This is a genomic window from Metapseudomonas boanensis (genome assembly GCF_042232855.1).
GTDB classification, from domain to species: domain Bacteria; phylum Pseudomonadota; class Gammaproteobacteria; order Pseudomonadales; family Pseudomonadaceae; genus Metapseudomonas; species Metapseudomonas boanensis.
In genome coordinates this window covers 4,453,094-4,477,460 of sequence record NZ_CP113889.1, presented here as the reverse complement: position 1 = coordinate 4,477,460, position 24,367 = coordinate 4,453,094, and the positions used below count along the sequence as shown (strand labels likewise).

Genomic DNA, 24,367 nt, shown 5'->3' with positions numbered 1-24,367 from the left:
ATCGCCTCATGAACCGCCGTCACGCCGCCCTTCTCGCCTTGATTTCGATCGCCCTGCTGGGGCTCAGTGGCTGCGACAGCAAGGCCGACAGCGATGTCTCGGCACCCCAGCCGCGCCCTGTAACTGGCGCCGTCTCGCGACAGGTGCTGGACCAGGACCGCCTGCGCCTGCTCGGCTTCACTCCCAGCGAGGTGAAGAGCCAACTCAACGCCCTGCTCACCGGCAACCCGGTGACCGAGGTGCGCGAAGGCACCCGCACCGTGGCGGTGATGGTACGGGCGCTGAATGCCCAACGGGAGAACCTCGGCGGCATCGCAGGCCTGACCATCACCAACGCCGCCGGCGTCTCGGTGCCGCTGGAACAGGTGGGCCACTTCCAGGCGGTGATGGAGGAGCCTGCCCAGAAGCGCCGCGACCGAGAGCCCACCTCCGAAGTGCGCGCCGACATCATCAAAGGCACCCAGCCGCCGGATGTGGAGAAGGCCGTTTACGCAGAGCTGCAGCCGCTGATCGCCAAGCTGCCGGTTGGCTACCGGGTGGCTATCGGCGGGCCGGTGGAGGAAAGCGTCAAGGCCAACAAGGCGCTCGCCGCGCTCTTCCCGGTGATGATCCTGCTGACCCTGGTGGTGATCATGTTCCAGGTGCGCTCCTTCGGCGTGATGTTCATGGTCTTCGCCACTGCGCCCTTGTGCTGAATCGCAAATCGGTCGAGAAACCAAGAAATCGCGCCTCTGTTGTCGGGCCAATCAAATGTCGGGCCAATCAAATCCGAGAGTTCACCGGGCTTGGTGTAATTGGCGTCTGGATATCCTCAGCGAACAGGACTGCAGTGTTCCAGGCTCCTGAAGCACTTTGTCCGATCTGTTGCAGACGTTCGCGCGCCCTCAACCGCCGAGCGCGATGATCGCTGCCACCAGCACGGTGCCGGTCACTGCCATCGCCAGCCCACCGTACCATCGGCTGGCCCCGGCGAAGCCCGCAAGAATCCAGCCGGCGAGGAACAGCATGACGACCCCGACCAGGTTGGATATGCGCACCGCGAGCATCGACTGGTCGAGCACTATGAAAGGAACCACGAGCGGGAACGTCGCGAATACCACCAGCAGGAATACCCCGAATGCACCTTTGAAGTCATCCCACCCGAGGCGCGGCCGAATGGGCAGCCCCTGATGCTCGATCATGCGCCGGCGGAGCATCTCAAGCCCCTCGGGGCCGGCTGCAACCGCTATACGCTCCGGCAAGACCTCAGCGATCAGCGCCTGCCCGGTGGCCGCGTCAGCACCGCCGTGCAGGCGTGCGAGCAGCGTTCGACCTCGCGTCCGCTCGGTCAGGGTGCGCACCAGGTACATCACCGCATCCGCCAGCCCCCAGGCGAGGTTGCAGCCGAGGGCGGCGATCATCATCGTGCGCTCCTCTTCGCCACCGGACGAAGCCACACTGAAAGTCCCGGTGAACGTCATCGCCATCAGCAGGCCAAAAATCACCTCCGAGACACGGTCGATCGGATTGAGCACGCGTGCCCGCTTTTCTTGCGCATTGCCTGGCATGACAACACCTCCCCAGTTGCCCGGACAGTTCCCTTGGGTTCGAGCCCATGTGTCAGATACCGCGCTGCGCCTCCCGAGCGTGCTCCCTGACGGCACCGTCTCGCCTGAAAGCAGATTCAGCTGTGTTGGCAAAAGCACGAACACGTTGCAAATGTAGCCGGTCTGCGGAGCTATCACCCGCATCCATCGCCATGAAGCTTCGCGTGGCGCTTCCAACAGGATTCGATGCCCCAGCCTGAAAACGAACAATCGGTGACGAACTGGACATGAGAACCCACGCCATCATAAAGTAAGCAACGCTTATTATAAGGTATGCACTCCATGTCCTCCCGTGACGAGAGCCTTGGCTTCCTGATCGCTGACGTCTCCAGGCTGATGAGGCGCACCTTCGAAGAGCATCTGGTAGACAGCGCCCTGACGTTGAGCCAGGCGCGGGCACTGGTGCACGTAGCGCGCAACGAAGGTTGCCGCCAGATCGAGTTGGCCGATCGGCTGGAGGTGAAGCCGATCACCTTGGCTCGGTTGATCGATCAACTGGAGCAGTTCGGCCTGGTCGAGCGCCGGCCTGATCCAGAGGATCGCCGGGCCTACCGGCTTTTTCTGCTTCCCAAGGCAAAACAGGAGCTCCGGGCAATCGAGAAGGTGTCTGCCATTACCCATGGCATCGCGCTGCACGATCTATCAGAGCAGGAAGCAGCAGCATTGACTTCCGCCCTGCGCAAGATGCGCTCGAACCTGTCCTCTCGTTGATCCACCAAGGAACAGCACTGCCGTGAACGCTGCCCTAGAGCCATCTGCCACTGTCTATGCACCCTCCCACCCGGCCTCGCGCATCAAGCGCCTTGTGCTGATGGGCGTCGTCCCACTGCTGGTCATGGCCGGCTGTCTCGTGGCTTACCTGCAAGGTGGACGATTCGTGGAAACGGATAACGCCTACGTCAAGGCTGACAAAGTCCCGGTTAGCGCTGACGTTTCTGGCACCATCCAAGCAGTCGTTGTCCACGAGAACCAGCATGTCGAAGCGGGAGAACTGTTATTCCGGATCGACCCGGCCAGTTTCCGGATTGCCGTCAACAGGGCCGAAGCAAGGCTCGCCCAGGTACGTACCGACCTGACGGCCCTCAAGGCGAGCTATCAGGAGAAAAAGGCCGAACTGGCATTGGCCAGGACGCGTCAGACGTTCGCCGCCCGGGACCTTCAGCGCCAGACCAACCTGGCTAGCAAGGGCTATCTGTCCGTCGCGCGCCTGGATGAATCCCGGCAAGCAGAAGAGATTGCCGCACAGGAAATCTCCGCCCGTGAGCACGATCTCAAGCGCATCGCCGAAACCCTGGGCGGCAGCCCGGACATACCCGTCGAGCAGCATCCCAGTTACCGTTCTGCCTTGGCCGAGCTCGATCAGACCCGGCTGGACCTGACTCGCGTCGAGGTTCGCGCATCCTTGTCGGGCAGTGTCAGCAGAGTTCCGCAACCCGGCCAGTACATCACGGCGGGCAATACGGCGATGACCCTGGTCGCCGACGGCAATTTGTGGGTCGAAGCCAACTTCCCTGAGAAGGAGTTGACCTACGTACGGCCCGGGCAGACGGTGAGCATCCGCTTCGATACTTACCCCGATCGCATCTGGCAAGGCGTCGTGGAAAGCCTGAGCCCAGCCACCGGTGCCGAGTTCTCCGTGATCCCGGCGCAGAACGCCACAGGCAATTGGGTCAAGGTGACCCAGCGTGTTCCCGTGCGCATCAGACTCGACGCCCACTCCGAGCTACCAAGCCTGCGGGCTGGGCTCAGTGCAGACGTCGAGGTCGACACGACACATCGTCGCAGCCTGGCCAGCTTGCTGCCCTGACGGACTCGAGCCATGGGGTCTACTACAACGACACGGGGTGGCACGCACAAAGGGCTGATCACCCTGACCGTGATGCTCGCCACCATCATCCAGGCGCTGGATTCCACCATCGCCAACGTCGCACTGCCGCATATGCAAGGCAGCATGGGGACCACCCAGGACCAGATCAGCTGGGTGCTCACCTCCTATATCGTGGCCACGGCGATTTTCATGCCATTGACCGGATTCCTTGCCGCGCGAGTTGGCCGCAGGCGACTGTTCATCTGGTCCATTGTCGGTTTCACCCTGGCTTCGATGCTCTGCGGCGCAGCGCAAAGCCTGGACCAGATCGTGCTCTTCCGCATACTTCAGGGCATGTTCGGCGCCAGCCTGGTGCCACTGTCACAGGCGGTCCTGCTTGACACCTACCCCCAGGAGCAGCACGGCTCGGCGATGGCGATGTGGGGGGTGGGTGTCATGGTCGGCCCGATCCTGGGGCCGACACTGGGAGGCTGGCTTACCGAGTACTACAGCTGGCGCTGGGTCTTCTACATCAACCTGCCCTTCGGCCTGCTCGCCTGGTTCGGCCTGGCGGCCTTCGTCAAGGAAGCACCGACCGATCGCACCCGTCATTTCGATCTGCTGGGCTTTGGCCTGCTGGCCCTGGCCATTGGCTCCCTGCAATTGATGCTCGACCGCGGCGAATCCCAGAACTGGTTCGCCAGCCGCGAAATCCTCGTCGAGGCCTTGCTTGCCGGCTTGAGCCTTTACCTGTTCCTGGTGCATCTGCTGACCTGCAGGCAGCCCTTCATCGAGTCGGCGATGTTCAGGGATCGCAATCTCTGTCTCGGCCTGATCCTGATCTTCATGGTCGGCATCATCCTGCTCGCCGCGATGGCCCTGCTGCCACCCTTCATGCAACACCTGATGGGCTACCCAATCCTCGATATCGGTTATCTGATGGCCCCAAGAGGCATTGGCACTATGGTGGCGATGATGGTGGTCGGCCGCTTGATCAACCGGGTCGACCCGCGCGGCATGATCAGCCTTGGCCTGCTGCTGACTGCGCTGTCGATGTGGGAAATGACCCTGTTCACCGCCGAAGTTTCCGCGACTGAGATCATTCGCACCGGCGTCGTCCAGGGGCTTGGGCTCGGGCTGATTTTCGTGCCGCTATCCACCCTCGCCTTCTCCACGCTGGCTCCCCACTACCGAAACGACGCCACTGCCCTTTTCAGCCTGATGCGCAATGTGGGCAGCGGCATCGGCATCTCGATTGTGATCAGTTACCTGGCGCAACGAACCCAGATCAATCATGCCGCCTTCAGTGACTTCATCACGCCATTCAACCAGGCGCTTGCCGAGGCGAACCAGGGCGGTGTCTACGACCTCAGTACGCCCGCAGGGCTGGTGGCCATCAATGCCGAGGTGACCCGCCAGGCCTCGATCCTTGCCTACCTGCAGGACTTCCGGCTGATGATGTTCATCACTCTGGCATCGCTACCCCTGGTGCTCCTACTCAAGCCCATTCAGAAGGGCAACGACAAGGCCGAGCTGCACGCCGTGATGGATTGAGGCACAGTCGCGGGGACTACCGATGCCAATGTCGGGTACTTACGCAGCAACCAACGCCATCGAGCTTCAGCTGCTACCTGACTCAAACTGCGGCAAGGAGGTGGTTTGCCATATTCAACTGAACACGATTGCAGCCACACTCGCTAGCCGTTCATCGGGACTCGACGGAAACGGGCAGCTGTAACGCCTGATTTTTTTTGACAATAATAATTACTTACAAATAACATCGGATCCCGTTGCGCCTGGCTCATGACTGCGGGGCACATCAGCACACTTGTTCAGGCTGTTGCGGCGCCAGACCGGAAGTTGGGTGAACCAGGTCATCCCACATCGCTCAGGCCTCATGCCAGCCACCGCAATCCCCATACCAGATGTATCGTCATCGCCCCCAGCGCGGTTGATGACCGGTTCCATAAAACAAGAGAGAGACCGTGGAATTTTTTCATCTAGTCGCTTCGCTCTTGCAGCACGAAGCAACCATGGAATTCTTGCGACTGGGCGTTGTTTATGCGCACCTGATCGCATGCTGTGTGGCCATCGGCCTTGTCCTGACAAGCGACTTCGCCATGGTCAAGCAGTTGCTGGAAGGCTCCGACTCCGCACACTGCAAGAAAGAACATCTGGATACGCTCAAGCGAACCATCACGCTCGCTCTGCAAGTGCTCTGGGTCTCAGGCGCGCTGATCGTCATGCTCGACTCCTACGTCAAGGGCGCAAGTTATTTCCTCAACCCCAAGCTACAAGCCAAGGTCCTCATCGTCTCCCTGCTCACCGTCAACGGTGCGTTATTGCACTCCGTGATCATGCCCGCCCTGGTCAAGGCCGGCACCTTGCTCAAGCTCGAACTGGGCATGCGGACACTTGCGATTTTCGCCGGCACGGTATCCGGGGTTTCCTGGTTCTACGCCGCGATGCTTGGGGTCGGTCGTCCACTTGCCTGGAAATACAGCCTGGGCGAATTGATGATCGCCTACCCGCTCCTTATCGTTGCAGGTTTCATTGCCGTAACCCTTCTGGTCGGCTGGGCGAGAAAGCGCAGGGAGACCCCCTCGGTATCGGCAATCGGCGAGCAGCAGGCGCCGTGAAACTCATGGCTTGACCACGCAACCGCAGTCGTGGACACAGCAACGGTCACAGCTGGTTTCCTGGCTTCGATCGCGCGCGACGCGTCAGTTCCTGGCGGGTTGCTGCTTCGATGTCCCGCTCGGTTCGCCGCGCCTGACTCAGGGTAAGCCAGACGACGAAAACCGGACAGGACAGCAGCAACAGCGCCACCAGAAGCGACAACGGTGAGATCCCATAACGGAACAGCCCCCACCCCGCCACCGCTATCGCCAGCAACGCGCAGAACCAGTGAATCGCGCGTCTCATGGGGCCTCCGTTTTCGCCGCCGCAGCAAGCCGCCCCCGCTTCAACAGCGCAGAGTTGACGATCACCGAGAGCGACGACAACGCCATGGCCGCCGCGGCCAGGATCGGATTGAGGAACCCCAACGCCGCGACCGGGATGCCGATGCTGTTGTAGATGAACGCCCAGAACAGGTTCTGCTTGATCTTGATCATGGTGGCACGCGACAGCTGGATCGCTGCCACGACATCGCGCACATCATCGCGGATCAGAATGATGCTGCCGGTTTCCTTGGCAACATCGGAGCCGGAACCAATGGCAATGCCGATATCGGCGGCCGCCAGGGCCGGCGCATCGTTGACGCCATCGCCGACCATCGCCACCACCTGCCCCTCGCTCTGCAGTTGGCGAATGACCACGACTTTATCGTCCGGCAATACTTCGGCAATCACCCGTTCGATCCCCACCTGCCGCGCCACTGCTTCGGCGGTTCGCCGGTTGTCGCCACTCAACAGCACAACCTTGATTCCGGTCGCCTTCAATGCCGTGACGGCTTCGGCTGCTTCCGGCTTGACGGTATCGGCAACGGCGATCACCCCGAGCAGGCGGCTGTCGACGCCGACCAGCATAGCGGTCTTGCCATCGGCCTCCAGGGCGACGAGGCTCGCCTCGGCCGTCTCGATCGAAATCCGCTGGCGGGCGAACAAGCGTCGGTTGCCCAGCCAGATCTTGCGGCTATCGATGCTGCCTTCGATGCCGTGACCGGCGATCCCGCTGATTCCGGTCGCTTTCGGCAGGCTGATGCCGCGATGCCGTGCAGCTCGCACTATCGCTTCGCCGAGCGGATGTTCTGACCCTGACTCCACGGCAGCGGCGAGCATCAGTACCTCGCTTTCCGGAGTCGCGTCGAACGAGATCACGTCGGTCACGTTCGGCTCACCGCGAGTGATGGTGCCGGTCTTGTCGAAGACCACCGTGCTCAGTTTCTCGGCCCGCTCCAGCACTTCGCCGCCGCGGATCAGAATGCCGTTATCGGCGCCCTTGCCGACACCGACCATCAGTGCAGCAGGCGTGGCCACTCCCAGCGCACAGGGGCAGGAGATGATGAGCACTGCAATGAAGGCCAACAGCCCCTGCGGGAAACTCCCCGCGATCGTCCAGCCGACCAGCGCCAGGAATGCGACCGCCACCACCGCAGGCACAAAATAGCCGGTGACCTGGTCGGCCAACCGCTGGATCTGAGCCGTGCTGGCCTGAGCCTCCTCGACCATCCTGATGATCTGCGCCAGTGCCGTATCGGCGCCGATCCTGCTCGCTTTGAAGGTAAACACACCACTGCGATTGAGCGTACCGCCGATCACGGCACTGCCTGGTTTTTTGTCGACCGGCATGGACTCGCCGGTCAACATCGATTCATCGACCGTCGACGTACCCTCAGTCACCTCGCCATCGGTGGGAATCTTCTCGCCAGGTTTGACGATCAGGAACTCGCCAGCCATGACGTTTTCCGCTGGCAATTCGACTTCCTGGCCGTCACGCAGCACATGCGCAGTCGCCGGCTTGAGGTCCAGCAAGCGCCGCACCGCTGCCGAGGATTTCTTCTTGATGATTTCCTCCATGTACTTGCCGAGCAGGACAAACGCGATGATCACCGCTGACACTTCGAAATAGATGTCGCGCTCCTCCACTTTTACCGGCAAGACGTCCGGGGCAAACAGCACCGCTACGCTGTAGAAGTACGCGACCGAGGTGCCCAGGGCGATCAGGAAATCCATATTGATGTTGCGGGTGCGGATGGCATTCCATGCACCCTTGTAGAAGCTCCAACCGCCGATGAATTGCACTGGGGTTACCAGCAGGAACAGCCACATGCCCCAGGTGAACCAGGGCAGTGCCGGTATCGGCACCCAGGTCAACAGCGTGGCGCCGGCAGCCAGCGCGATGAAGGCACCGGCACGCAACATGGCCAAGGCCAGTACGCCGGTAAGGGCGATCGCCACTCGGGCTTTCATGGCCTTCAATTCACGCTCTGGCGACTCGAAGATGCGCACACAGCTGTCGCTGCAGAAGTAATAGGTACGTCCGCCGCGCTCTCGCGACAGGGCCGTGGCCTTGTCCACCATCATTCCGCAGACCGGGTCTTTCGCCAATTGCCTGCCACCGAGCAGCGCCGCGGCAGCAGGCGCCACCGTGGCGGCAGCATGCTGATGCCCAGATGGGCAAGGTTGCGCGGCGGCGGCGCCTTTTGCGTATCGAGGCGGATCGCGCAGGAATTCCTCACGGCAATGACTCGAGCAGAACCAATAGCGTTGGTCTTCGAATTCCGCGCTGCCGGCTGCTGTCGACGGCACGACGGACATCCCGCACACAGGGTCGAGAACATGCCCTTGCTCGGCCGCCAAGGCAGGTGAGTCTCCAGACGCTGCCCCGTAGCGAGGGCCTGCGTGCTGCATGGGTGAATGGTCCATGGGGCACCTCCTCAGCGCGACTTCCCGTGGAACTTGTCGTATAGCCAGGCAAACAAGGTTCCTACCATCAGCCCCCACAAGATCAGCACCAACAACGGGCCGACGAAGGTGGCGACGGTATAGGCTTGCGGCCTCTCCAGACGGCCGAAGTCCAGCCCATGGAACAATGCATTGAGGAAGGCAATGCCCTGCGCCGGCCACAGCGCATAGAGCAGTGCACACACGGTGTAGGAAATCGCCATGGTCAGGGCTAGGGCGAGACCGGTTTTCCAGGGAGCGATCATGATTTTCTCCTTGCATCCGTGGCGCTGGAGCGACGAGCGTTGAGCCGGGGCACGAACGCCGGGGTGCGTTCGCGATAGGCGAGGTAGTCAGCACCAAACTGCACGAGCAGCTCCTGCTCCTCGGCCCTGGCCAGCCTGGCGTACATCACCAGCAGGATCGGGAACATCACCAGGGTGATCAGGGTCGGCCACTGCAACAGGAAACCGAACATGATCAGCACAAAGCCAACGTACTGCGGGTGGCGGACCCGCGCGTAGGGGCCGTCCTGCGCCAGCGAGCTGCTGCTCTGGGCCCGATAGAGCACGCGCCAAGCTGCCGCCAGCAGCCAGAAACCGCCCAGGATCAGCAAGTTGCTGAGCAGGTGGAACGGCCCCCAGTGCGGGTTGACCCTCCAGCCGAAGAACATTTCGAGCAGATGCCCGGCGTCGTGCGACAGGAAATCGATGCCAGGGAAAAGACGACTGAGCCAAGGCAGCAACAGATAGAGCGTCAGCGGGAAGCCGTACATCTCGGTGAACAGGGCCACCAGAAAGGCGGAGAACATGCCGAAGGAGCGCCAGTCACGGGTCGTCCGGGGTCGGGCGAAGCTGAACGCGAACAGGATGAAGACCAGTGAGTTGATGATGACCAGCGACCACAGGCCGTACGCCGATTCGGTATGACTCATGGTTTGTCCTCCTCCCCCGCTCGGCCTGGTTGCTGCTCGTGCCTGTGACGATGACCGCCATGACCGTGATGCATGAACAGGTGCATCAGCGGGCAGGCTGCCAGCAGCAGATAAGGCAGGATCCCAAGCACGTGTGCACGGTGCTCGCTCAGCAGAAAGAAGCCAGCAATAGCGACAAAGCCCCAGAACACCCACAGGTGCGTGGAGTTGCTCCCTTGTGGTAGGTGGATCATGTGCACCTCCATCGCGGCTGGGAAACCATTACCGTCTGCTCAGTCCATTTCGAGTGGATCGCCATCCCGACTGTCCGGCATGCCAGGCTATGGGCAGGCAACCGCGTCGGCCGTGCGACGGGCTTACTCCGCCGAAGCCATGAACGGACCGCTGGCCCAATTGACGGACAAAGCCCAATTCGATTGCTTTTGCATATTCAGCTCCTGGTGATGAGGGATAAGCAGCCACTTCCGGGTCGCGCAGGATGGGTGCAAAAGAACAGGACGGCAGCTGTTCAGTCGTCCTGAAATACGGACTAATCGTTGAAGCGAACGAAGATCAGGCGGGCTGGAGGTCTGGACGGTACGGGGCGCCTCAGCACAAGAGCGGGCACGGCTGATGCTTTAGAGGGGATGAACAGCACCAGCAACAGGGTGGCCCAACTGAGGGCATCCAGTCCCAGAGTGTGCGGTATCGAGCTGATTGCGGTAACCGTATTGGCACCGCTGTGCTCACAGCTGGTGGTGTGCTGAGCATGCTGATCCGCATGCTGTGTTGCGACGGGCGAGTTGTTTGGAGTGGCGAGGCTCCGCTCCGGCTCCAGCAAGCAGCCCTGAAAAGCCGTCACTACCACCGCCACTACCCACGCTGCCAGGGTAAGGCACAAGAGATTGTGGTGACGCTGACGTAACCAGTACATAAATTGCTCACTGCGCCTGTGGGGACCTTCAGAGTCAGTGTAGCCAGATATGCATTGCCTTGACGGACGCGGCCTACAAGTGGGCAGAGGTCGAGGCATTCAGCCTGCTGCTGACCACCGGGGAATGCCGGTCCTGATGGGCGCTGTCCGACTCGATGCGCCAACTTCGGAGGCGCCCCGGATCACTTGCGCAGCAGCTACTTCGGTGTGCAAGGCCTCGGGCGGTCTCGCGACCCAGCGATCCAGGCCGACATGAGAACCTAGATCGAGATGAGCCCGTGCTCCAATGCGTACTTCATCAGGGCGGCGGGTTTATCGATATTGAGCTTGCGCCTGATGCTCAGCCTGTAGGTTTCGACGGTCCTGACGCTGATATCCAGTTCGCGCGCCATCTCCTTGTTGTTGAGACCTTTGGCGATCATCGACAGAACCTGAATCTCACGTGGTGTCAGCTCATCGTCCTTGCGGATATTGCTCGCCAGCTTTCTTGCCACCTCGGGGCTGTAGAAAATCCCGCCGGCAACAATAGCCTCGATCGCCGCGATCAGCTCTTGAGAGGGAGCGTTCTTGAGGACATAGCCAAAAGCGCCTGCACTGATGGAAGTGCGCACGTATTCCTGGTTGTCGTACATGCTCAGGATCAGGATCTTGATTCCCGGATAGAGGGCGCAGAGCTTCCTCGTCAGTTCAAGCCCGTTCATATCCTTCAGGCCGATATCGATGAGCAGCAGGTCGATTTCCGTCGACTGGAGCAGTTCGAGCGCTTCGGCACCGGACTCGGCCTGTGCCACCACCTCGAAATGTGGAATCGCGGAAAGCAGGGACTTCACACCATCACGGACCAGGGCATGGTCATCGATCAGCGCAATTCTTATAGGCTTGGAATCGCTCATATAGGCCTCTTATTGTTATTTGTATCAAGCGTATCAAGCTCTTTGGATAGGAATCTCAACGATTATTTCCGTACTGCCAGGTGAAGATGAAACCGTGAACGAACCAAGATGATGATCCACTCGCTCCCTGATATTCCGCAGGCCTATACCCTGACTCTTGTCCATCAGGCCAGGATCGAAGCCCACCCCATTATCTTCAATGCGAAGAGCAATTGCATCCTTTGCATCGAGCAACGAAATTATGACGGTACTCGCTCTTGAATGGCGCTCGATATTGGCCAGAGCCTCCTGAATTATTCTGAAAAGCGTGACGGATATGTTCTTGTCATTTATGGGCTCACCAATGCCGCGTTCATAGTGCGCCAATATTCCAGTGCGCTGTTCGAACTCGGCAACAAGTTGATCGATGGCCGGAGAGAGGCCGAGAGTATCGAGGAGCGACGGACGCAAGTCGTGGGAGATGCGCCGGATCTCGCCGATGGCGTCGCCCAGGCGGGCGGTGCCTGAGCGCAGGTTCTCAAGGCCACTGCCCTGGCCGTTCTGGAGTTCCAGGCAAGCCAGTTCGAACTGGAACTTGATGGAGACCAGTTGCTGGCTGATGCCATCGTGCAACTCCCGGGAAACACGGGATCGCTCCTCCTCCTGAAGATTCACGATGCGCTGGTTGAGGGCACAAAGTTTGCGGTCCGCCAAGCGATGTTCGGTGAAGTTGAGCATCAGTCCTCCGGCGAACACCACCAGCACGGCTATGAGCGCGAAGGACGAAATCGCGAGCACAGTGGTCAGCACGCCGGAAGCGACCTCCTCCCGTGATTTCTTCGTCGCCACTTCCACGTCGTCGATGTAGATACCGGTACCCAGCATCCAGCCCCATTGATCAAGCATCACGACGTAGGAGAGTTTCTCGGTCACTTGCCCCGTCGAAGGTTTTTCCCAGGCATAACGCTGGAATCCGTCACCATGCTGTGCACTTTCCAGCAGGGCCCGGATGACCGGAAAACCATTCTTGTCGGTCATCCCCAGGAGGTCTTTCCCCACCAGGCTGGACTGCCTTGGATGCATGAGATTTTTCCCTTCGCGGGTATACACGAAGAAATAACCGTCCACCCCGAAGTTGGCGCGCGCCAGGATATCGAGCGCTTGGTTCTTTGTCGCCTCGTCGTTCTTGCCACTGTCATACAAAGGAGCGATCAGGCTCGAAGCCAATTCAATATAGTTTTTCAGTTCAGCCTGTTTTGCCGCCAGAATACTGCTTTCAATCAATTTCGCCTGATCTTCCTCCAGTTTTTGACTCTGCGCAAAAACCAGGACACAGATAAACAGCACCGAAACTATGAGCGGCAAAACACTCAGCGTCACTATTTTGTATTTAAGCTGCATATTTCTCACTTGACGCCTACCACCAGAAAAACATGCACGGAAAGATCACGCGCAAGCAAACTGCGTAGCTCCATGCAGCGTGGGTAGGTAGTAAAGCGCATGTCAATAGGAGTCTCCCGCGTGAATAGTCTTCAGGTTATGGCATCGGGCGAAATCAGCCTTGGTAGATGGCAACCGGGAACAGGAAGTTTCACTTCACCCGCCATGGCTGCACCAGCGACTCTTTCAAAATAAAAAGAGATAAGAACATGCACCATAATGCTCGGAGGTGCTCTTCCGTATTCCTGCTCGCAAGTCGCGCCATGGGTGCCGCTATCCCTCCCCAGGCCGAGCTAATCACGGCCAGCAAGGCCAGCCTGAATGAAAACTGCCTGATCGTCGGCTCCGTGCTGCCGCTCTGGTAGACACCCCGCGAAGAAGTCCGCCATCCGGCGATCTTCAGGCCGTGTTCGGCCTTGAGGATATGCCGCAGCAGCGTGGTCTTGCCGGCACCGAGAAAGCCGCTGAGCACGGTCACCGGGATGGAAAGATGGGCAGACATTAGAGCAATCCTTGAAATCGCGGTTCAACCGTAGGAGCGAGCTTGCTCGCGAATCGCTTTGCTCGGGGCGTTCGCGAGCAAGGCCCAGGGGTTCCCCTAGATCCTACAAATGAAAAGCGCCACGACGAAGCGTGGCGCTCAGGTTACCGCAATGGAGATTCAACAGCAGCGGACGGGGCGGCCCTTGCCGCCACCGTAGCGGGCCTCCTGCCGCTCGCGGAAGAACTCCTCATAGGCCATTACCGGTTTGTCCGGGTGCTTGCCGCGCATATGCTCGACGTAGGTATCGTAGTCGGGCATGCCCACCAGCATGCGGGCAGCCTGGCCCAGATACTTACCCATGCGGCTCAGGTCATTGAACATGCGCAGCGCCTCCTCAGGCTTCCGGGATTGGCTGGAACGGTGATTCCTTGTCGCTGCGCTCGGACTTCATCCAGGCGCTGCGCCCTACCTTGATCGCGTAGAACAGGATGCTCATGACCACGAAGAGGAACAACACGGTCAGGGTCGCGTTGGTGTAGGCGTTGAAGATCACGTGCTGCATCTGACCGATGTCCTTGGCCGGAGCCAGGACCTGGCCAGCCTCCAGCGCATCGCTGTACTTCTTGGCCAGGGCCAGGAAGCCAACAGCCGGATTCGGGTCGAGCAGCTTGATCAGGCTCGCGGTGGTGGTGCAGATCAGTAGCCAGGTGGCCGGAATCAGCGTCACCCACACGTAGCGCTGGCGCTTCATCTTGATCAGCACCACACAGCCCAGCATCAGGGCGATGCCCGCCAGCATCTGGTTGGAGATGCCGAACAGCGGCCAGAGGGTATTGATGCCACCCAGCGGATCGATCACGCCCTGATAGAGCAGGAAGCCCCACATGGCGACGCAACCGGCGGTCGCGATCACGTTAGCGGTCCAGGACTCGGTGCGTTTCAGTGCCGGCACGAAGTTGCCCAGCAGGTCCTGCAGCATGAAGCGACCGGCACGGGTGCCCGCGTCCACCGCAGTGAGGATGAACAGTGCCTCGAAGAGGATCGCGAAGTGGTACCAGAACGCCATGGTGTTCTCGCCCGGCAATACCTGATGGAGGATCTGCGCGATGCCCACGGCCAGAGTCGGCGCACCACCGGCGCGTGCCAGGATGCTGTGCTCACCGATGTCGTTGGCGGTTTGCTGGAGTATTTCCGGGCTGATGGCAAAGCCCCAGCTGCTGATGGTCGCCGCCACGGTGTTGACGTCCGAACCCACCAGTGCCGCTGGGCTGTTCATGGCGAAGTACACGCCCGGCTCGATCACCGAGGCCGCCACCATGGCCATGATGGCGACGAAGGACTCCATCAACATGCCGCCGTAGCCGATATAACGAGCGTGCGACTCATTAGCCAGTAACTTGGGCGTGGTGCCGGAGGAGATCAGCGCATGGAAACCGGACACTGCACCGCAGGCGATGGTGATGAACAGGAAGGGGAACAGCGCGCCCTTCCACACCGGCCCAGTACCATCGACGAACTGCGTCAGCGCCGGCATCTTCAGGTCAGGCGCGATGATCAGGATGCCAATGGCCAGCCCGAGGATGGTGCCGATCTTGAGGAAGGTCGACAGGTAATCCCGCGGCGCCAGGACCAGCCACACTGGCAGGACGGCAGCGACGAAACCATAGCCGATCAGCATCCAGGTGATCTGGATACCGGTGAAGGTGAAGGCCGGGCCCCAGACCGGGTCAGCGGCGACCTGCCCGCCCGCCCAGATGGAAGCCAGCAGCAAGACTACGCCCACCACCGAAATCTCGCCGATGCGGCCTGGGCGGATGTAGCGCATGTAGATGCCCATGAACATCGCGATCGGGATGGTCGCCATCACCGTGAACATGCCCCAGGGGCTCTCGGCCAGGGCCTTGACCACAATGAGCGAGAGCACCGCGAGGATGATGATCATGATCAGGAAGGCGCCGAACAGCGCGATGGTGCCGGGAATCTGGCCCATCTCCTCGCGCACCAGCTCGCCCAGGGAGCGGCCGTTACGCCGGCTGGAAATGAACAGCACCATGAAGTCCTGCACCGCACCGGCCAGGACCACACCGGCAATCAGCCAGAGCGTGCCCGGCAGATAGCCCATCTGCGCAGCGAGCACCGGACCCACCAGCGGACCGGCACCGGCGATGGCGGCGAAGTGATGGCCGAAGAGTATGTGCTTGTTGGTCGGCACGTAGTCCAGACCATCGTTGTTGAGCACGGCGGGGGTGGCACGGGTCGGGTCGAGCTGCATCACCTTGGTGGCGATGAACAGGCTGTAATAGCGGTAGGCAATGAGGTAGATCGCGGTTGCAGCAGTAACGATCCAGAGGGCGTTGATGGCTTCGCCACGACGCAACGCCACAGTACCAAGCGCAAATGCGCCCAGTACGGCAACGGCGAACCAGGCAATTCGGGTAGCCAGTTGGGTCATCGAAAGTCTCCTGCCGCTGGCGGTTACCTGCGGCGGCTTTTGTTGTTGTTTAGCCCTGGATAAGGGCCCGGCCACTATCTGCGCCAAGCAGCGCCGGAGACATTCGCACAACTACCAAGCAAGCCTACGTAGAACTACGCAATCAATTGACCCCTGTCCCTGAACACGGTACGCACCAGGATGCAGCAGCAGCGCCCCACTCGTGTGCATCCGCTGCATGGACAGACAGCGCGCGAAGCATGCAAACGGCTCTGCAATGGGCAATCCGCCAAACTGGCACGCCATTCGCTTTAGCCAAAGCGTGCAGGAGCCGCCGGATCGACCGGCAAGCGGCACCACATTTCGAAAAATGGACGGCTAGGGTTCCGGCTTGCGAAGCAAGTGACTGGTCCGAGAGCTGTCGACCTCCAGCGAGGTTACACGGCGGGATAAAAGCCCGGGAGAAAAGAGCGCCATGCGTCGCTCGGCTCCTGCCCGCCCGACAATCGAACCGGAGGTTCCCCATGCGCAAGCCGCGTCTGTTCACCCTGTTGGCCACCAGCCTCGCCGCCTTCGCCCTTTCCACGGGCGCCATGGCCAAGGACAGCTTCAACATCTGCTGGACCATCTACGCCGGCTGGATGCCTTGGGAGTACGGGGCCACCCAAGGCATAGTCGACAAGTGGGCGAAGAAGTACGGTATCGACATCCAGGTCACCCAGCTCAATGACTACGTCGAGTCCATCAACCAGTACACCGCAGGTGGGTTCGACGGTTGCACCATGACCAACATGGACGCCCTGACCATTCCTGCCGCTGGCGGCGTGGACAGCACGGCGCTGATCGTTGGCGACTTCTCTAACGGCAACGACGGCCTCGTGCTCAAGGGCGAAGGCAGGGCCTTGTCCGACCTCAAGGGTATGCCGATCAACCTGGTGGAGCTTTCCGTCTCCCATTACCTGCTCGCTCGTGCCCTGGAGCGCGCCGATCTCAGCGAGAAGGACGTGCAGGTGGTCAACACCTCCGACGCCGACATCGCCGCAGCCTTCGACACCGCCGAAGTACAGGCAGTGACCACCTGGAACCCGATGCTCGCCGACATCAAGGGTAAACCGGGCACCTCTCTAGTGTTCGACTCCAGCAAGATTCCCGGGGAGATCATGGACATGCTGGTGGTCAACACCGAGACCCTCAATGCCAACCCTGCCCTGGGCAAAGCCCTGACCGGCGCCTGGTTCGAGATCGTCGCACTGATGAACGCGGGCGACGCGCAAAGCCAGGCCGCCCTTGAACACATGGCGAAGGCTTCCGGCACCGACCTGGCCGGCTATCAGGCGCAATTGGCTGCCACCAAGCTCTTCTACACCCCGGCCGACGCCCTGGCCTTCGTCACCAGCCCCAAGCTGCCAGCCACCATGGACAAGGTTGCCAGCTTCAGCTTCAGCCATGGCTTGCTCGGTGAGGGCGCGAAGGATGCCAACGCCGTCGGCATGAGCTTCGCCAAGGGCGTGGTCACCGGCGACAAGGGCAACGTCAAGCTGCGCTTCGACCCGACCTACACGCAGATGGCCGCCGAAGGAAAGCTTTGACCCCGGGTTGGCATCGAGCCCGTAGCCCGGACTGAAGTCCGGGCTACCACCTGGGGCACCGCCCAGTTCACCGAACCGAGTAAACGCCATGCGCCTGATAAACCGCCAGCCTGACCGTGCAGGACGCCTGATCCTGGTCCTGCTGCCCTTTGCCCTACTGCTGTTCACCTACTTCACCTGCTCAGCCGCGCGGCTCACGGAAAACCCCAACGACAAGCTGCTGCCCAGCGCGGTGCAAATGCGTGACGCAGTAGAGCGCCTGGCGTTCACCGAGGACCAGCGCTCCGGGGACTACCTGCTCTGGCAGGACACGGCCTCCAGCCTCCAGCGCCTTGGCCTCGGCCTTGGCATCGCCGCCCTGCTGGGCCTGACCCTCGGGATCGCCGCCGGCGTACTGCCGCTGTTCGGTGCGCCGCTGTCGCCGCTGCTCACCGTGCTATCGATGGTTCCACCGCTGGCAATACTGCCGATCCTGTTCATCGTCTTCGGCCTGGGTGAACTGTCCAAGGTGATGCTGATCGTCATTGGCATCGCCCCCTGCATCGCCCGCGACCTTGAGCAACGCGCCCGGGAAATCCCCCGCGAGTTGCTGATCAAGGCGCAGACCCTGGGTGCCAACACCTGGACCCTGATCCTGCGCGTGGTGCTTGCGCAGTTATTGCCGCGCCTGCTGATCTCCCTGCGCCTGGTACTGGGCTCCGCCTGGCTGTTCCTGATCGCCGCCGAAGCCATCGCCTCCACCGATGGCCTGGGCTACCGCATCTTCCTGGTCCGCCGCTACCTGGCCATGGACGTGATCCTGCCTTACGTGGTGTGGATTACCCTCCTCGCCTGGCTGATGGACCTGGGCCTGCGCCAGCTCACCCGGCTGGCCTTCCCCTGGTACGAAGGAGCCAAGGCATGAGCGCCTTCATCGAAGTGAAGAACGTCTGGCAGGAGTATGGCGACCAGGTCGTCCTGGAAAACCTCAGCCTGAGCGTCAACGAAGGCGAATTCTGCACACTGGTCGGCGCCTCCGGCTGTGGCAAGTCCACCTTCCTGCGCATGCTACTGGGGCAGGAATCGCCCAGTCGCGGCAGCATCCAGCTGGAAGGCAGGCCACTGGCCGCAGAGCCTGACGCCAGCCGTGGCGTGGTGTTCCAGCGCTACTCGGTATTCCCGCACCTCAGCGTGCTGGACAACGTCGTGCTGGGCCTGGAACTACCCCGCTCGCCCTTGCTAGGGCGTCTGCTCGGCGGCGCCAAGCGCGCCGCCCGTCAAGAGGCCGCCGCCATGCTGGCCAAGGTCGGTCTCGACCACGCCCTGGACAAGTACCCCAACCAGCTCTCCGGCGGTATGCAGCAACGCCTGGCCATCGCCCAGGCGCTGATCATGAAGCCGCGTGTGCTGCTGCTCGATGAGCCCTTCGGCGCTCTGGACCCGGGCATCCGCAAGGACATGCACGAACTGCTGCTCAACCTGTGGCACGAGACCCGACTCACCGTGTTCATGGTCACCCATGACCTCTCCGAGGGCTTCAGCCTTGGCACGCGCCTGATGGTTTTCGACAAGGTGCGCCTCGATCCGCAGGCCCCCAACGCCTATGGTGCGCGCATCACCTACGACATCCCCCTCAACACCGACCGCCGCGCCGTCCGCGCTGCAGTCGAGGCACTGCCGGAACGCGTCACCGCCGTCCTGCAGCCCACCACCGCACATTGACAAGGAGCCTGCCCATGACCGTTTCCCTGGCCTTGCGCCCTACCCTTTATGAAGAAACCGTCCCCGGCGGCGGCCATACCTCCTTCATACTCAAGCGCGGGCAGTTGCTACGCATCACTGACCTTGAGGGCAGCGCTAACGTCAGCCTGCTCCTGCTCAATGCGGCCGAAAAGAGCGAGCGCCTAAACCTGCCCGACAGCCTCAAGTGCCAGCACACTGCCAAGCTCACCGCTGGCCACTGCCTCTACTCCGACATGGGCCGGGTACTGGCCGCCATTACCGCGGATACCTGCGGCTGGCATGACAGCTTCGGCGGCGTGCTCTCGGCCTCCGAAGTGCAAGAGAAATACGGTGACGGCCGCTATCAGGAGCTGCGCAACAGCTTCTACCGCAACGGCGTGGACAACTTGCTTGTGGAGATGGGCAAGTGGGACCTGGGCTTGGCCGATCTCTTGATGTGCCTGAACCTGTTCAGCAAGGTCACCGTGGACAGCGACGGCTGCTTCCACTTCCAGCCCGGCAACTCCAAGGCGGGTGACTACATCGAGCTCTACGCCCCTATGGATACGCTGGTGGTGCTCACCGCCCTGCAGCACCCGATGGACCCAAATCCCACCTACGCGCCGAAACCCGTGCAGCTCACCTGGCACCAGGCGCAGAGCGATGGCATCAGCCTGCTCTGCCGCACCTCGCGCCCGGAGAACGGGCGCGGCTTCTACAACACCGAACGCCTGTACATCTGAGGGCTGCCGAAATGCACCTGACCCTGAGCGAAAAACATCCTGAAGCTGCCGTGTATCGCGCCGTGATCGCCGCCGGCGAACCCTTCATCTGCGAAGTGAAAGCTGGCCAGTCGTTGCGCCTGCTCGACCTGGAAGGCAACCAGGCGGTCGACACCCTCTTCTACAGCGCCGCCAACCCGCGTGAGCGCTATGACGTGCAACGCACCCTGCGCCGGCAGAACCGCGTGTACCTCACCACGGGCAGCGTCCTCTACTCCAACCTCGGCAACCCCATGCTGACCATCAGCGCCGACACCTGCGGCCGCCACGATACCCTCGGCGGCGCCTGTGCCCAGGAAAGCAATACCGTGCGTTATGCCCTGGACAAGCGCTACATGCACAGCTGCCGCGACAACTTCCTGCGCGCCAGCCTGCACGACGGCCGCCTGACCAAGCGTGACATCAGCGCCAACATCAACTTCTTCATGAACGTGCCGGTCACCCCCGAAGGCGGCCTGACCTTCGAGGATGGCATCTCCGCCGCGGGCAAGTACGTCGAACTCAAGGCGCATATGGACATCATCGTACTGATCTCCAACTGCCCGCAGCTGAACAACCCCTGCAATGCCTACAACCCGACGCCGGCGGAGGTCCTGGTATGGGACTGAGCAGCCTGCGCGCCTGGCTCTTCCAACTCTGCCAGAGCCGTGCGGGGCAGTGCCTGAATACCTCCCCTCTCCCTGAGGGAGAGGGAACCAAAGCTTCCAGTCACGGACGACCGTGGCGCAGACCAAAGACCGGTGGGACGGCCCGCCACCCATGAGGAAAGCCTCATGTTCGAAACACTCCTGATCGCCAACCGCGGCGCCATCGCCTGCCGCATCCTGCGTACCCTGCGCCAGCTCGACGTGCGCGGTGTGGCCGTGTATTCCGAAGCCGACGCCGCCAGCCTGCACATCCAGCAGGCGGACCAAGCTATCAGCCTGGGCGAGGGCCCTGCCGTCAGCACCTACCTGGTGGTGGAGAAAATCCTCCAGGCCGCTCGCGACAGCGGCGCCCAGGCCATCCACCCTGGCTATGGCTTCCTCTCGGAAAACGCCGCCTTCGCCGAAGCCTGCGAAGCCTCCGGTATTGCCTTCGTCGGCCCGACACCCGAACAGCTGCGCGTCTTCGGCCTCAAGCACACTGCACGCGCCCTGGCCAAGACCCACGGCGTGCCGATGCTGGAAGGCACCGAGCTGCTGGAAAGCCTCGACGACGCCCTGGCTGCCGGTGAGCAGGTGGGATACCCGGTAATGCTGAAGAGCACCGCAGGCGGTGGCGGCATCGGCATGCGCGTGTGCCACTCGGCAACTGAGCTCAGTGATGCCTTCGAAGCCGTAAAACGCCTGGGCCAGAACAACTTCAGCGATGCCGGCGTGTTCATCGAGAAGTACATCCCGCGTGCCCGCCACCTGGAAGTGCAGGTATTCGGTGACGGTCAGGGCGAAGTGCTGGCCCTGGGCGTGCGCGACTGCTCAGTGCAGCGGCGTAACCAGAAGGTGCTGGAAGAAACACCGGCCCCGAACCTCCCAGTAGGAATGGCCGAGGCGCTTTGCGCTGCCGCCATCAAGCTGGCCAAGGCCGTGCACTACCGCAGTGCCGGCACCGTGGAATTCGTCTACGACAGCGAGGCAGAACAGTTCTACTTCCTTGAAGTGAACACCCGCCTGCAGGTGGAGCACGGCGTTACCGAACAAGTCTGGGGCGTCGACCTGGTGCGCTGGATGATCGAACTGGCCGCGGGCACCCTGGCGCCACTCGCCGAGTTGGCCAGGGGTCTCGAGCCCAGCGGCCATGCCATCCAGGCGCGGCTCTATGCTGAAGACCCGGGGCGCGCCTTCCAGCCCTGCCCCGGCCTGCTCACTGCCGTGGAGTTCCCTGAAGCTGACGGCAAGGCCCTACGTATCGACACTTGGGTAGAGGCCGGCTGTGAAATCCCACCCTACTTCGACCCGATGATCGCCAAGTTCATCGCCTGGGCGCCGGCCCGCTCTGATGCCAGCGTCGCCCTCGACCGCGCGCTGGAAGGCACCCGCCTCTACGGCGTGGAATGCAACCGCGACTACCTGCGGCAGATCCTCAAGGATGCGCCCTTCGCCAGCGGTTCGCCCTGGACCCGCTGCCTGGAAGGCATGCAGTACCAGGCCAGCACCTTCGAGGTGCTGGCCGCCGGCACCCAGACCACGGTGCAGGATTACCCCGGCCGCCTCGGCTACTGGGCCGTGGGCGTACCGCCTTCGGGGCCGATGGACAGCCGCGCGTTGCGCTTCGGCAATCGCCTGCTGGGCAACCCCGAGGGCGCTGCCGGCCTGGAAATCACCATGAGCGGCCCCACGCTGCGCTTCAACTGCGACGCCGTGGTCGCCGTCACCGGTGCGCCCATCCCGCTCAGCCTGGACGGCGAACCGCAACCCATGGATACCGCCTTGCTGATTCCGGCAGGCGCCAGCCTGAGTCTCGGCACCATCGCCGGTAGAGGTGCACGCAGCTATCTCTGCCTACGCGGTGGCATCCAGTTGCCGGATTACCTCGGCAGCAAGAGCACCTTCACCCTCGGACAGTTCGGTGGCCACGGCGGCCGTGCCCTGCGCGCCGGCGACGTGCTGCACCTGGCACCACTGGCCGACCGCAGCGTCGGACAGACCCTGCCGCAGGCACATCGCACTGAATTGACGGAAGTACGCACGCTGCGTGTCATCTACGGCCCCCATGGCGCGCCGGAATACTTCACCTCGGCCTATATCCAGACATTCTTCACCACCGCCTGGGAAGTGCACTTCAACTCCAGCCGCACCGGCGTGCGCCTGATCGGGCCGAAGCCGGAATGGGTACGCGAAAGCGGCGGCGAAGCCGGGCTGCACCCCTCCAACATCCACGACAACCCCTACGCCATCGGCGCTGTGGACTTCACCGGCGACATGCCGGTGATCCTCGGGCCGGACGGGCCGAGCCTGGGCGGCTTCGTCTGCCCAGTCACCATTATCGAAGCCGACCTGTGGCAGCTGGGACAACTCAAGGCCGGGGATAAGGTGCGATTCGTGCCGGTGAGCATCCGCGAGGCTCGGAAACTGGCCATAACCCAGGACCAGGAGTACCAGGCCCTTCGTAGGAGCGAGCTTGCTCGCGAAACTCCCACCCCGGAATTCGCGAGCAAGCCCGCTCCTACAAGCTCACCGATCGTACTCGACTTGGGCAACGCCGACAAACGCCTCGTCGCCCGCCTTTCCGGCGACACCCACCTGTTGCTGGAAATTGGTGCCCCGGAGTTGGATCTGGTGCTGCGCTTCCGCGCCCATGCCCTGATGCAAGCGCTGGAAGCCAAGGCGCTGGACGGCGTCATCGACCTCACCCCCGGCATCCGCTCGCTGCAGGTGCATTACCAGCCTGAAACCCTGCCGCTGGAGCAGCTGCTGGAAACCGTCGCAGGCCTCTGGGACAACGTTTGCGCCGCGGGCGACCTCAAAGTGCCTTCCCGCATCGTGCACCTGCCGCTGTCCTGGGACGACCCGGCCTGCCAACGGGCCATCGAGAAGTACATGACCACGGTGCGCAAGGACGCCCCCTGGTGCCCGAGCAACCTGGAGTTCATTCGTCGCATCAATGACATGCCCAACCTGCGTGAGGTGCAGCGCACCGTATTCGACGCCAGCTACCTGGTGATGGGGCTGGGTGACGTCTACCTGGGCGCTCCGGTGGCCACTCCGCTGGACCCGCGCCACCGGCTGGTGACCACAAAATACAACCCGGCACGCACCTGGACCGCCGAGAACTCTGTGGGCATTGGCGGCGCCTACATGTGCGTGTACGGCATGGAAGGTCCCGGCGGCTACCAGTTCGTTGGCCGCACCCTGCAGATGTGGAATCGCTACCGCGATGTAGAAGCCTTCGGCGGCAAGCCCTGGCTGCTGCGCTTCTTCGACCAGATTCGCTTTTATCCCGTGTCGGCGGATGAATTGCTGCGTATCCGCCGCGACTTCCCCTTGGGACGCTACCCGCTGCACATCGAGGAAAGCGAGCTCTGCCTGGCCGACTACCAGACCTTCCTCACACGTGAGGCCGAGGGCATCGCGGCCTTCCGCAGACAGCAACAGGCCGCCTTCAACGCCGAGCGGGAGCGCTGGATCGACACCGGCCAAGCCCATTTCGACAGCGAAGAAGTGACCGCCGACCAGGGAGAAGACACGCCACTCGGCGCCGGCCAGCACGCAATCGAAAGCCATATCGCCGGCAACCTCTGGCAGGTTCAGGTCGAAGAAGGCGCCAACGTGAAGGCCGGCGACATCCTGGTGATCCTCGAATCCATGAAGATGGAAATCCCGCTCACCGCGCCGCGCGACGGCGTGGTTCGCGAAGTGCGCGTGCAACCTGGCTCACCGGTGCGTGCCGGACAGCGAGTCCTGGTGCTGGACGAGGCCTGAGTGTGAGTCTGCCAAGAGCACCTCTCCCTAACTCTCTCCCG

The 24,367-nt window shown here is 61.9% G+C and carries 20 protein-coding genes, 2 pseudogenes and 1 riboswitch; of the genes and pseudogenes, 11 read left to right on the top strand and 11 right to left on the bottom strand.

What is annotated here, in order from left to right:
* Nucleotides 1-137 precede the first annotated feature (137 nt).
* A pseudogene (locus OXH74_RS20945) lies at nt 138-689 on the top strand (efflux RND transporter permease subunit); the annotation flags it as partial.
* A gap of 195 nt (nt 690-884) precedes the next feature.
* On the opposite strand, the gene OXH74_RS20940 reads toward OXH74_RS20945, so the two are convergent.
* Nucleotides 885-1,547 (bottom strand): hypothetical protein, encoded by a 663-nt coding sequence (locus OXH74_RS20940; protein ID WP_375738671.1) that lies wholly within the window; start codon nt 1,545-1,547, stop codon nt 885-887.
* A gap of 321 nt (nt 1,548-1,868) precedes the next feature.
* Between OXH74_RS20940 and OXH74_RS20935 the strand changes: the two genes are divergently transcribed.
* The 4 genes from OXH74_RS20935 (at nt 1,869) to OXH74_RS20920 (ending at nt 6,032) form a co-directional block, all read left to right on the top strand.
* Nucleotides 1,869-2,297 (top strand): MarR family winged helix-turn-helix transcriptional regulator, encoded by a 429-nt coding sequence (locus tag OXH74_RS20935; RefSeq protein WP_215378923.1) that lies wholly within the window; start codon nt 1,869-1,871, stop codon nt 2,295-2,297.
* Between the two features lie 22 nt (nt 2,298-2,319).
* Nucleotides 2,320-3,393 (top strand): HlyD family secretion protein, encoded by a 1,074-nt coding sequence (locus OXH74_RS20930; protein ID WP_375738670.1) that lies wholly within the window; start codon nt 2,320-2,322, stop codon nt 3,391-3,393.
* 12 nt (nt 3,394-3,405) lie between these two features.
* A complete protein-coding gene (locus tag OXH74_RS20925) occupies nt 3,406-4,947 on the top strand; it encodes a DHA2 family efflux MFS transporter permease subunit (RefSeq protein ID WP_375738669.1) in 1,542 nt (513 codons plus the stop codon).
* Between the two features lie 479 nt (nt 4,948-5,426).
* The gene (locus tag OXH74_RS20920) at nt 5,427-6,032 is read left to right on the top strand and encodes a hypothetical protein (protein ID WP_215378919.1); all 606 of its coding nucleotides are present in this window, start codon (nt 5,427-5,429) and stop codon (nt 6,030-6,032) included.
* A gap of 46 nt (nt 6,033-6,078) precedes the next feature.
* On the opposite strand, the gene OXH74_RS20915 is transcribed toward OXH74_RS20920, so the two are convergent.
* From OXH74_RS20915 to OXH74_RS20870, 10 genes and pseudogenes are all read right to left on the bottom strand, one after another.
* Nucleotides 6,079-6,318, bottom strand: a complete 240-nt coding sequence (locus OXH74_RS20915; protein WP_375738668.1) for a hypothetical protein — start codon at nt 6,316-6,318, stop codon at nt 6,079-6,081.
* Nucleotides 6,315-8,762, bottom strand: coding sequence for a heavy metal translocating P-type ATPase (locus OXH74_RS20910; RefSeq protein ID WP_375738667.1), 2,448 nt, complete (start codon nt 8,760-8,762; stop codon nt 6,315-6,317). Before OXH74_RS20910 ends, OXH74_RS20915 begins: the two co-directional genes overlap by 4 nt.
* A gap of 11 nt (nt 8,763-8,773) precedes the next feature.
* The gene (locus OXH74_RS20905; protein WP_375738666.1) at nt 8,774-9,046 is read right to left on the bottom strand and encodes a DUF5676 family membrane protein; all 273 of its coding nucleotides are present in this window, start codon (nt 9,044-9,046) and stop codon (nt 8,774-8,776) included.
* Nucleotides 9,043-9,714 (bottom strand): methyltransferase family protein, encoded by a 672-nt coding sequence (locus OXH74_RS20900; protein WP_375738665.1) that lies wholly within the window; start codon nt 9,712-9,714, stop codon nt 9,043-9,045. Before OXH74_RS20900 ends, OXH74_RS20905 begins: the two co-directional genes overlap by 4 nt.
* Nucleotides 9,711-9,947 (bottom strand): DUF2933 domain-containing protein, encoded by a 237-nt coding sequence (locus OXH74_RS20895; RefSeq protein WP_375738664.1) that lies wholly within the window; start codon nt 9,945-9,947, stop codon nt 9,711-9,713. Before OXH74_RS20895 ends, OXH74_RS20900 begins: the two co-directional genes overlap by 4 nt.
* A 940-nt stretch (nt 9,948-10,887) precedes the next feature.
* On the bottom strand, nt 10,888-11,520 hold the full coding sequence (locus OXH74_RS20890) for a response regulator (RefSeq protein ID WP_375738663.1): 633 nt from the start codon (nt 11,518-11,520) through the stop codon (nt 10,888-10,890).
* Between the two features lie 33 nt (nt 11,521-11,553).
* A complete protein-coding gene (locus tag OXH74_RS20885) occupies nt 11,554-12,900 on the bottom strand; it encodes a cache domain-containing protein (protein WP_375738662.1) in 1,347 nt (448 codons plus the stop codon).
* 430 nt (nt 12,901-13,330) lie between these two features.
* Nucleotides 13,331-13,441, bottom strand: a pseudogene (locus tag OXH74_RS20880) (GTP-binding protein); the annotation flags it as partial.
* A gap of 159 nt (nt 13,442-13,600) precedes the next feature.
* On the bottom strand, nt 13,601-13,804 hold the full coding sequence (locus OXH74_RS20875; RefSeq protein ID WP_215378899.1) for a YbdD/YjiX family protein: 204 nt from the start codon (nt 13,802-13,804) through the stop codon (nt 13,601-13,603).
* Between the two features lie 13 nt (nt 13,805-13,817).
* Nucleotides 13,818-15,875, bottom strand: coding sequence for a carbon starvation CstA family protein (locus tag OXH74_RS20870; RefSeq protein ID WP_375738661.1), 2,058 nt, complete (start codon nt 15,873-15,875; stop codon nt 13,818-13,820).
* Between the two features lie 346 nt (nt 15,876-16,221).
* Nucleotides 16,222-16,320: riboswitch (guanidine-I (ykkC/yxkD leader) on the top strand.
* 58 nt (nt 16,321-16,378) lie between these two features.
* Here OXH74_RS20870 and OXH74_RS20865 point away from each other — a divergent pair.
* From OXH74_RS20865 to uca, 6 genes are all read left to right on the top strand, one after another.
* Complete coding sequence (locus OXH74_RS20865; protein ID WP_375738660.1) at nt 16,379-17,443, top strand: putative urea ABC transporter substrate-binding protein; 1,065 nt, start codon at nt 16,379-16,381, stop codon at nt 17,441-17,443.
* A gap of 88 nt (nt 17,444-17,531) precedes the next feature.
* Nucleotides 17,532-18,347, top strand: coding sequence for an ABC transporter permease (locus OXH74_RS20860; protein WP_375738659.1), 816 nt, complete (start codon nt 17,532-17,534; stop codon nt 18,345-18,347).
* The gene (locus OXH74_RS20855; protein WP_375738658.1) at nt 18,344-19,144 is read left to right on the top strand and encodes an ABC transporter ATP-binding protein; all 801 of its coding nucleotides are present in this window, start codon (nt 18,344-18,346) and stop codon (nt 19,142-19,144) included. The genes OXH74_RS20860 and OXH74_RS20855 overlap by 4 nt, the downstream gene beginning before the upstream one ends.
* A 14-nt stretch (nt 19,145-19,158) precedes the next feature.
* On the top strand, nt 19,159-19,887 hold the full coding sequence (locus OXH74_RS20850) for an urea amidolyase associated protein UAAP1 (protein ID WP_375738657.1): 729 nt from the start codon (nt 19,159-19,161) through the stop codon (nt 19,885-19,887).
* Between the two features lie 11 nt (nt 19,888-19,898).
* Nucleotides 19,899-20,534 carry an urea amidolyase associated protein UAAP2 gene (locus OXH74_RS20845; RefSeq protein ID WP_375738656.1) on the top strand — a complete coding sequence of 212 codons (636 nt, stop codon included), beginning with the start codon at nt 19,899-19,901 and terminating at the stop codon, nt 20,532-20,534.
* A 165-nt stretch (nt 20,535-20,699) separates the two neighbouring features.
* Complete coding sequence (gene uca / locus OXH74_RS20840) at nt 20,700-24,326, top strand: urea carboxylase (RefSeq protein ID WP_375738655.1); 3,627 nt, start codon at nt 20,700-20,702, stop codon at nt 24,324-24,326.
* The last annotated feature ends 41 nt before the right edge of the window (nt 24,327-24,367 follow it).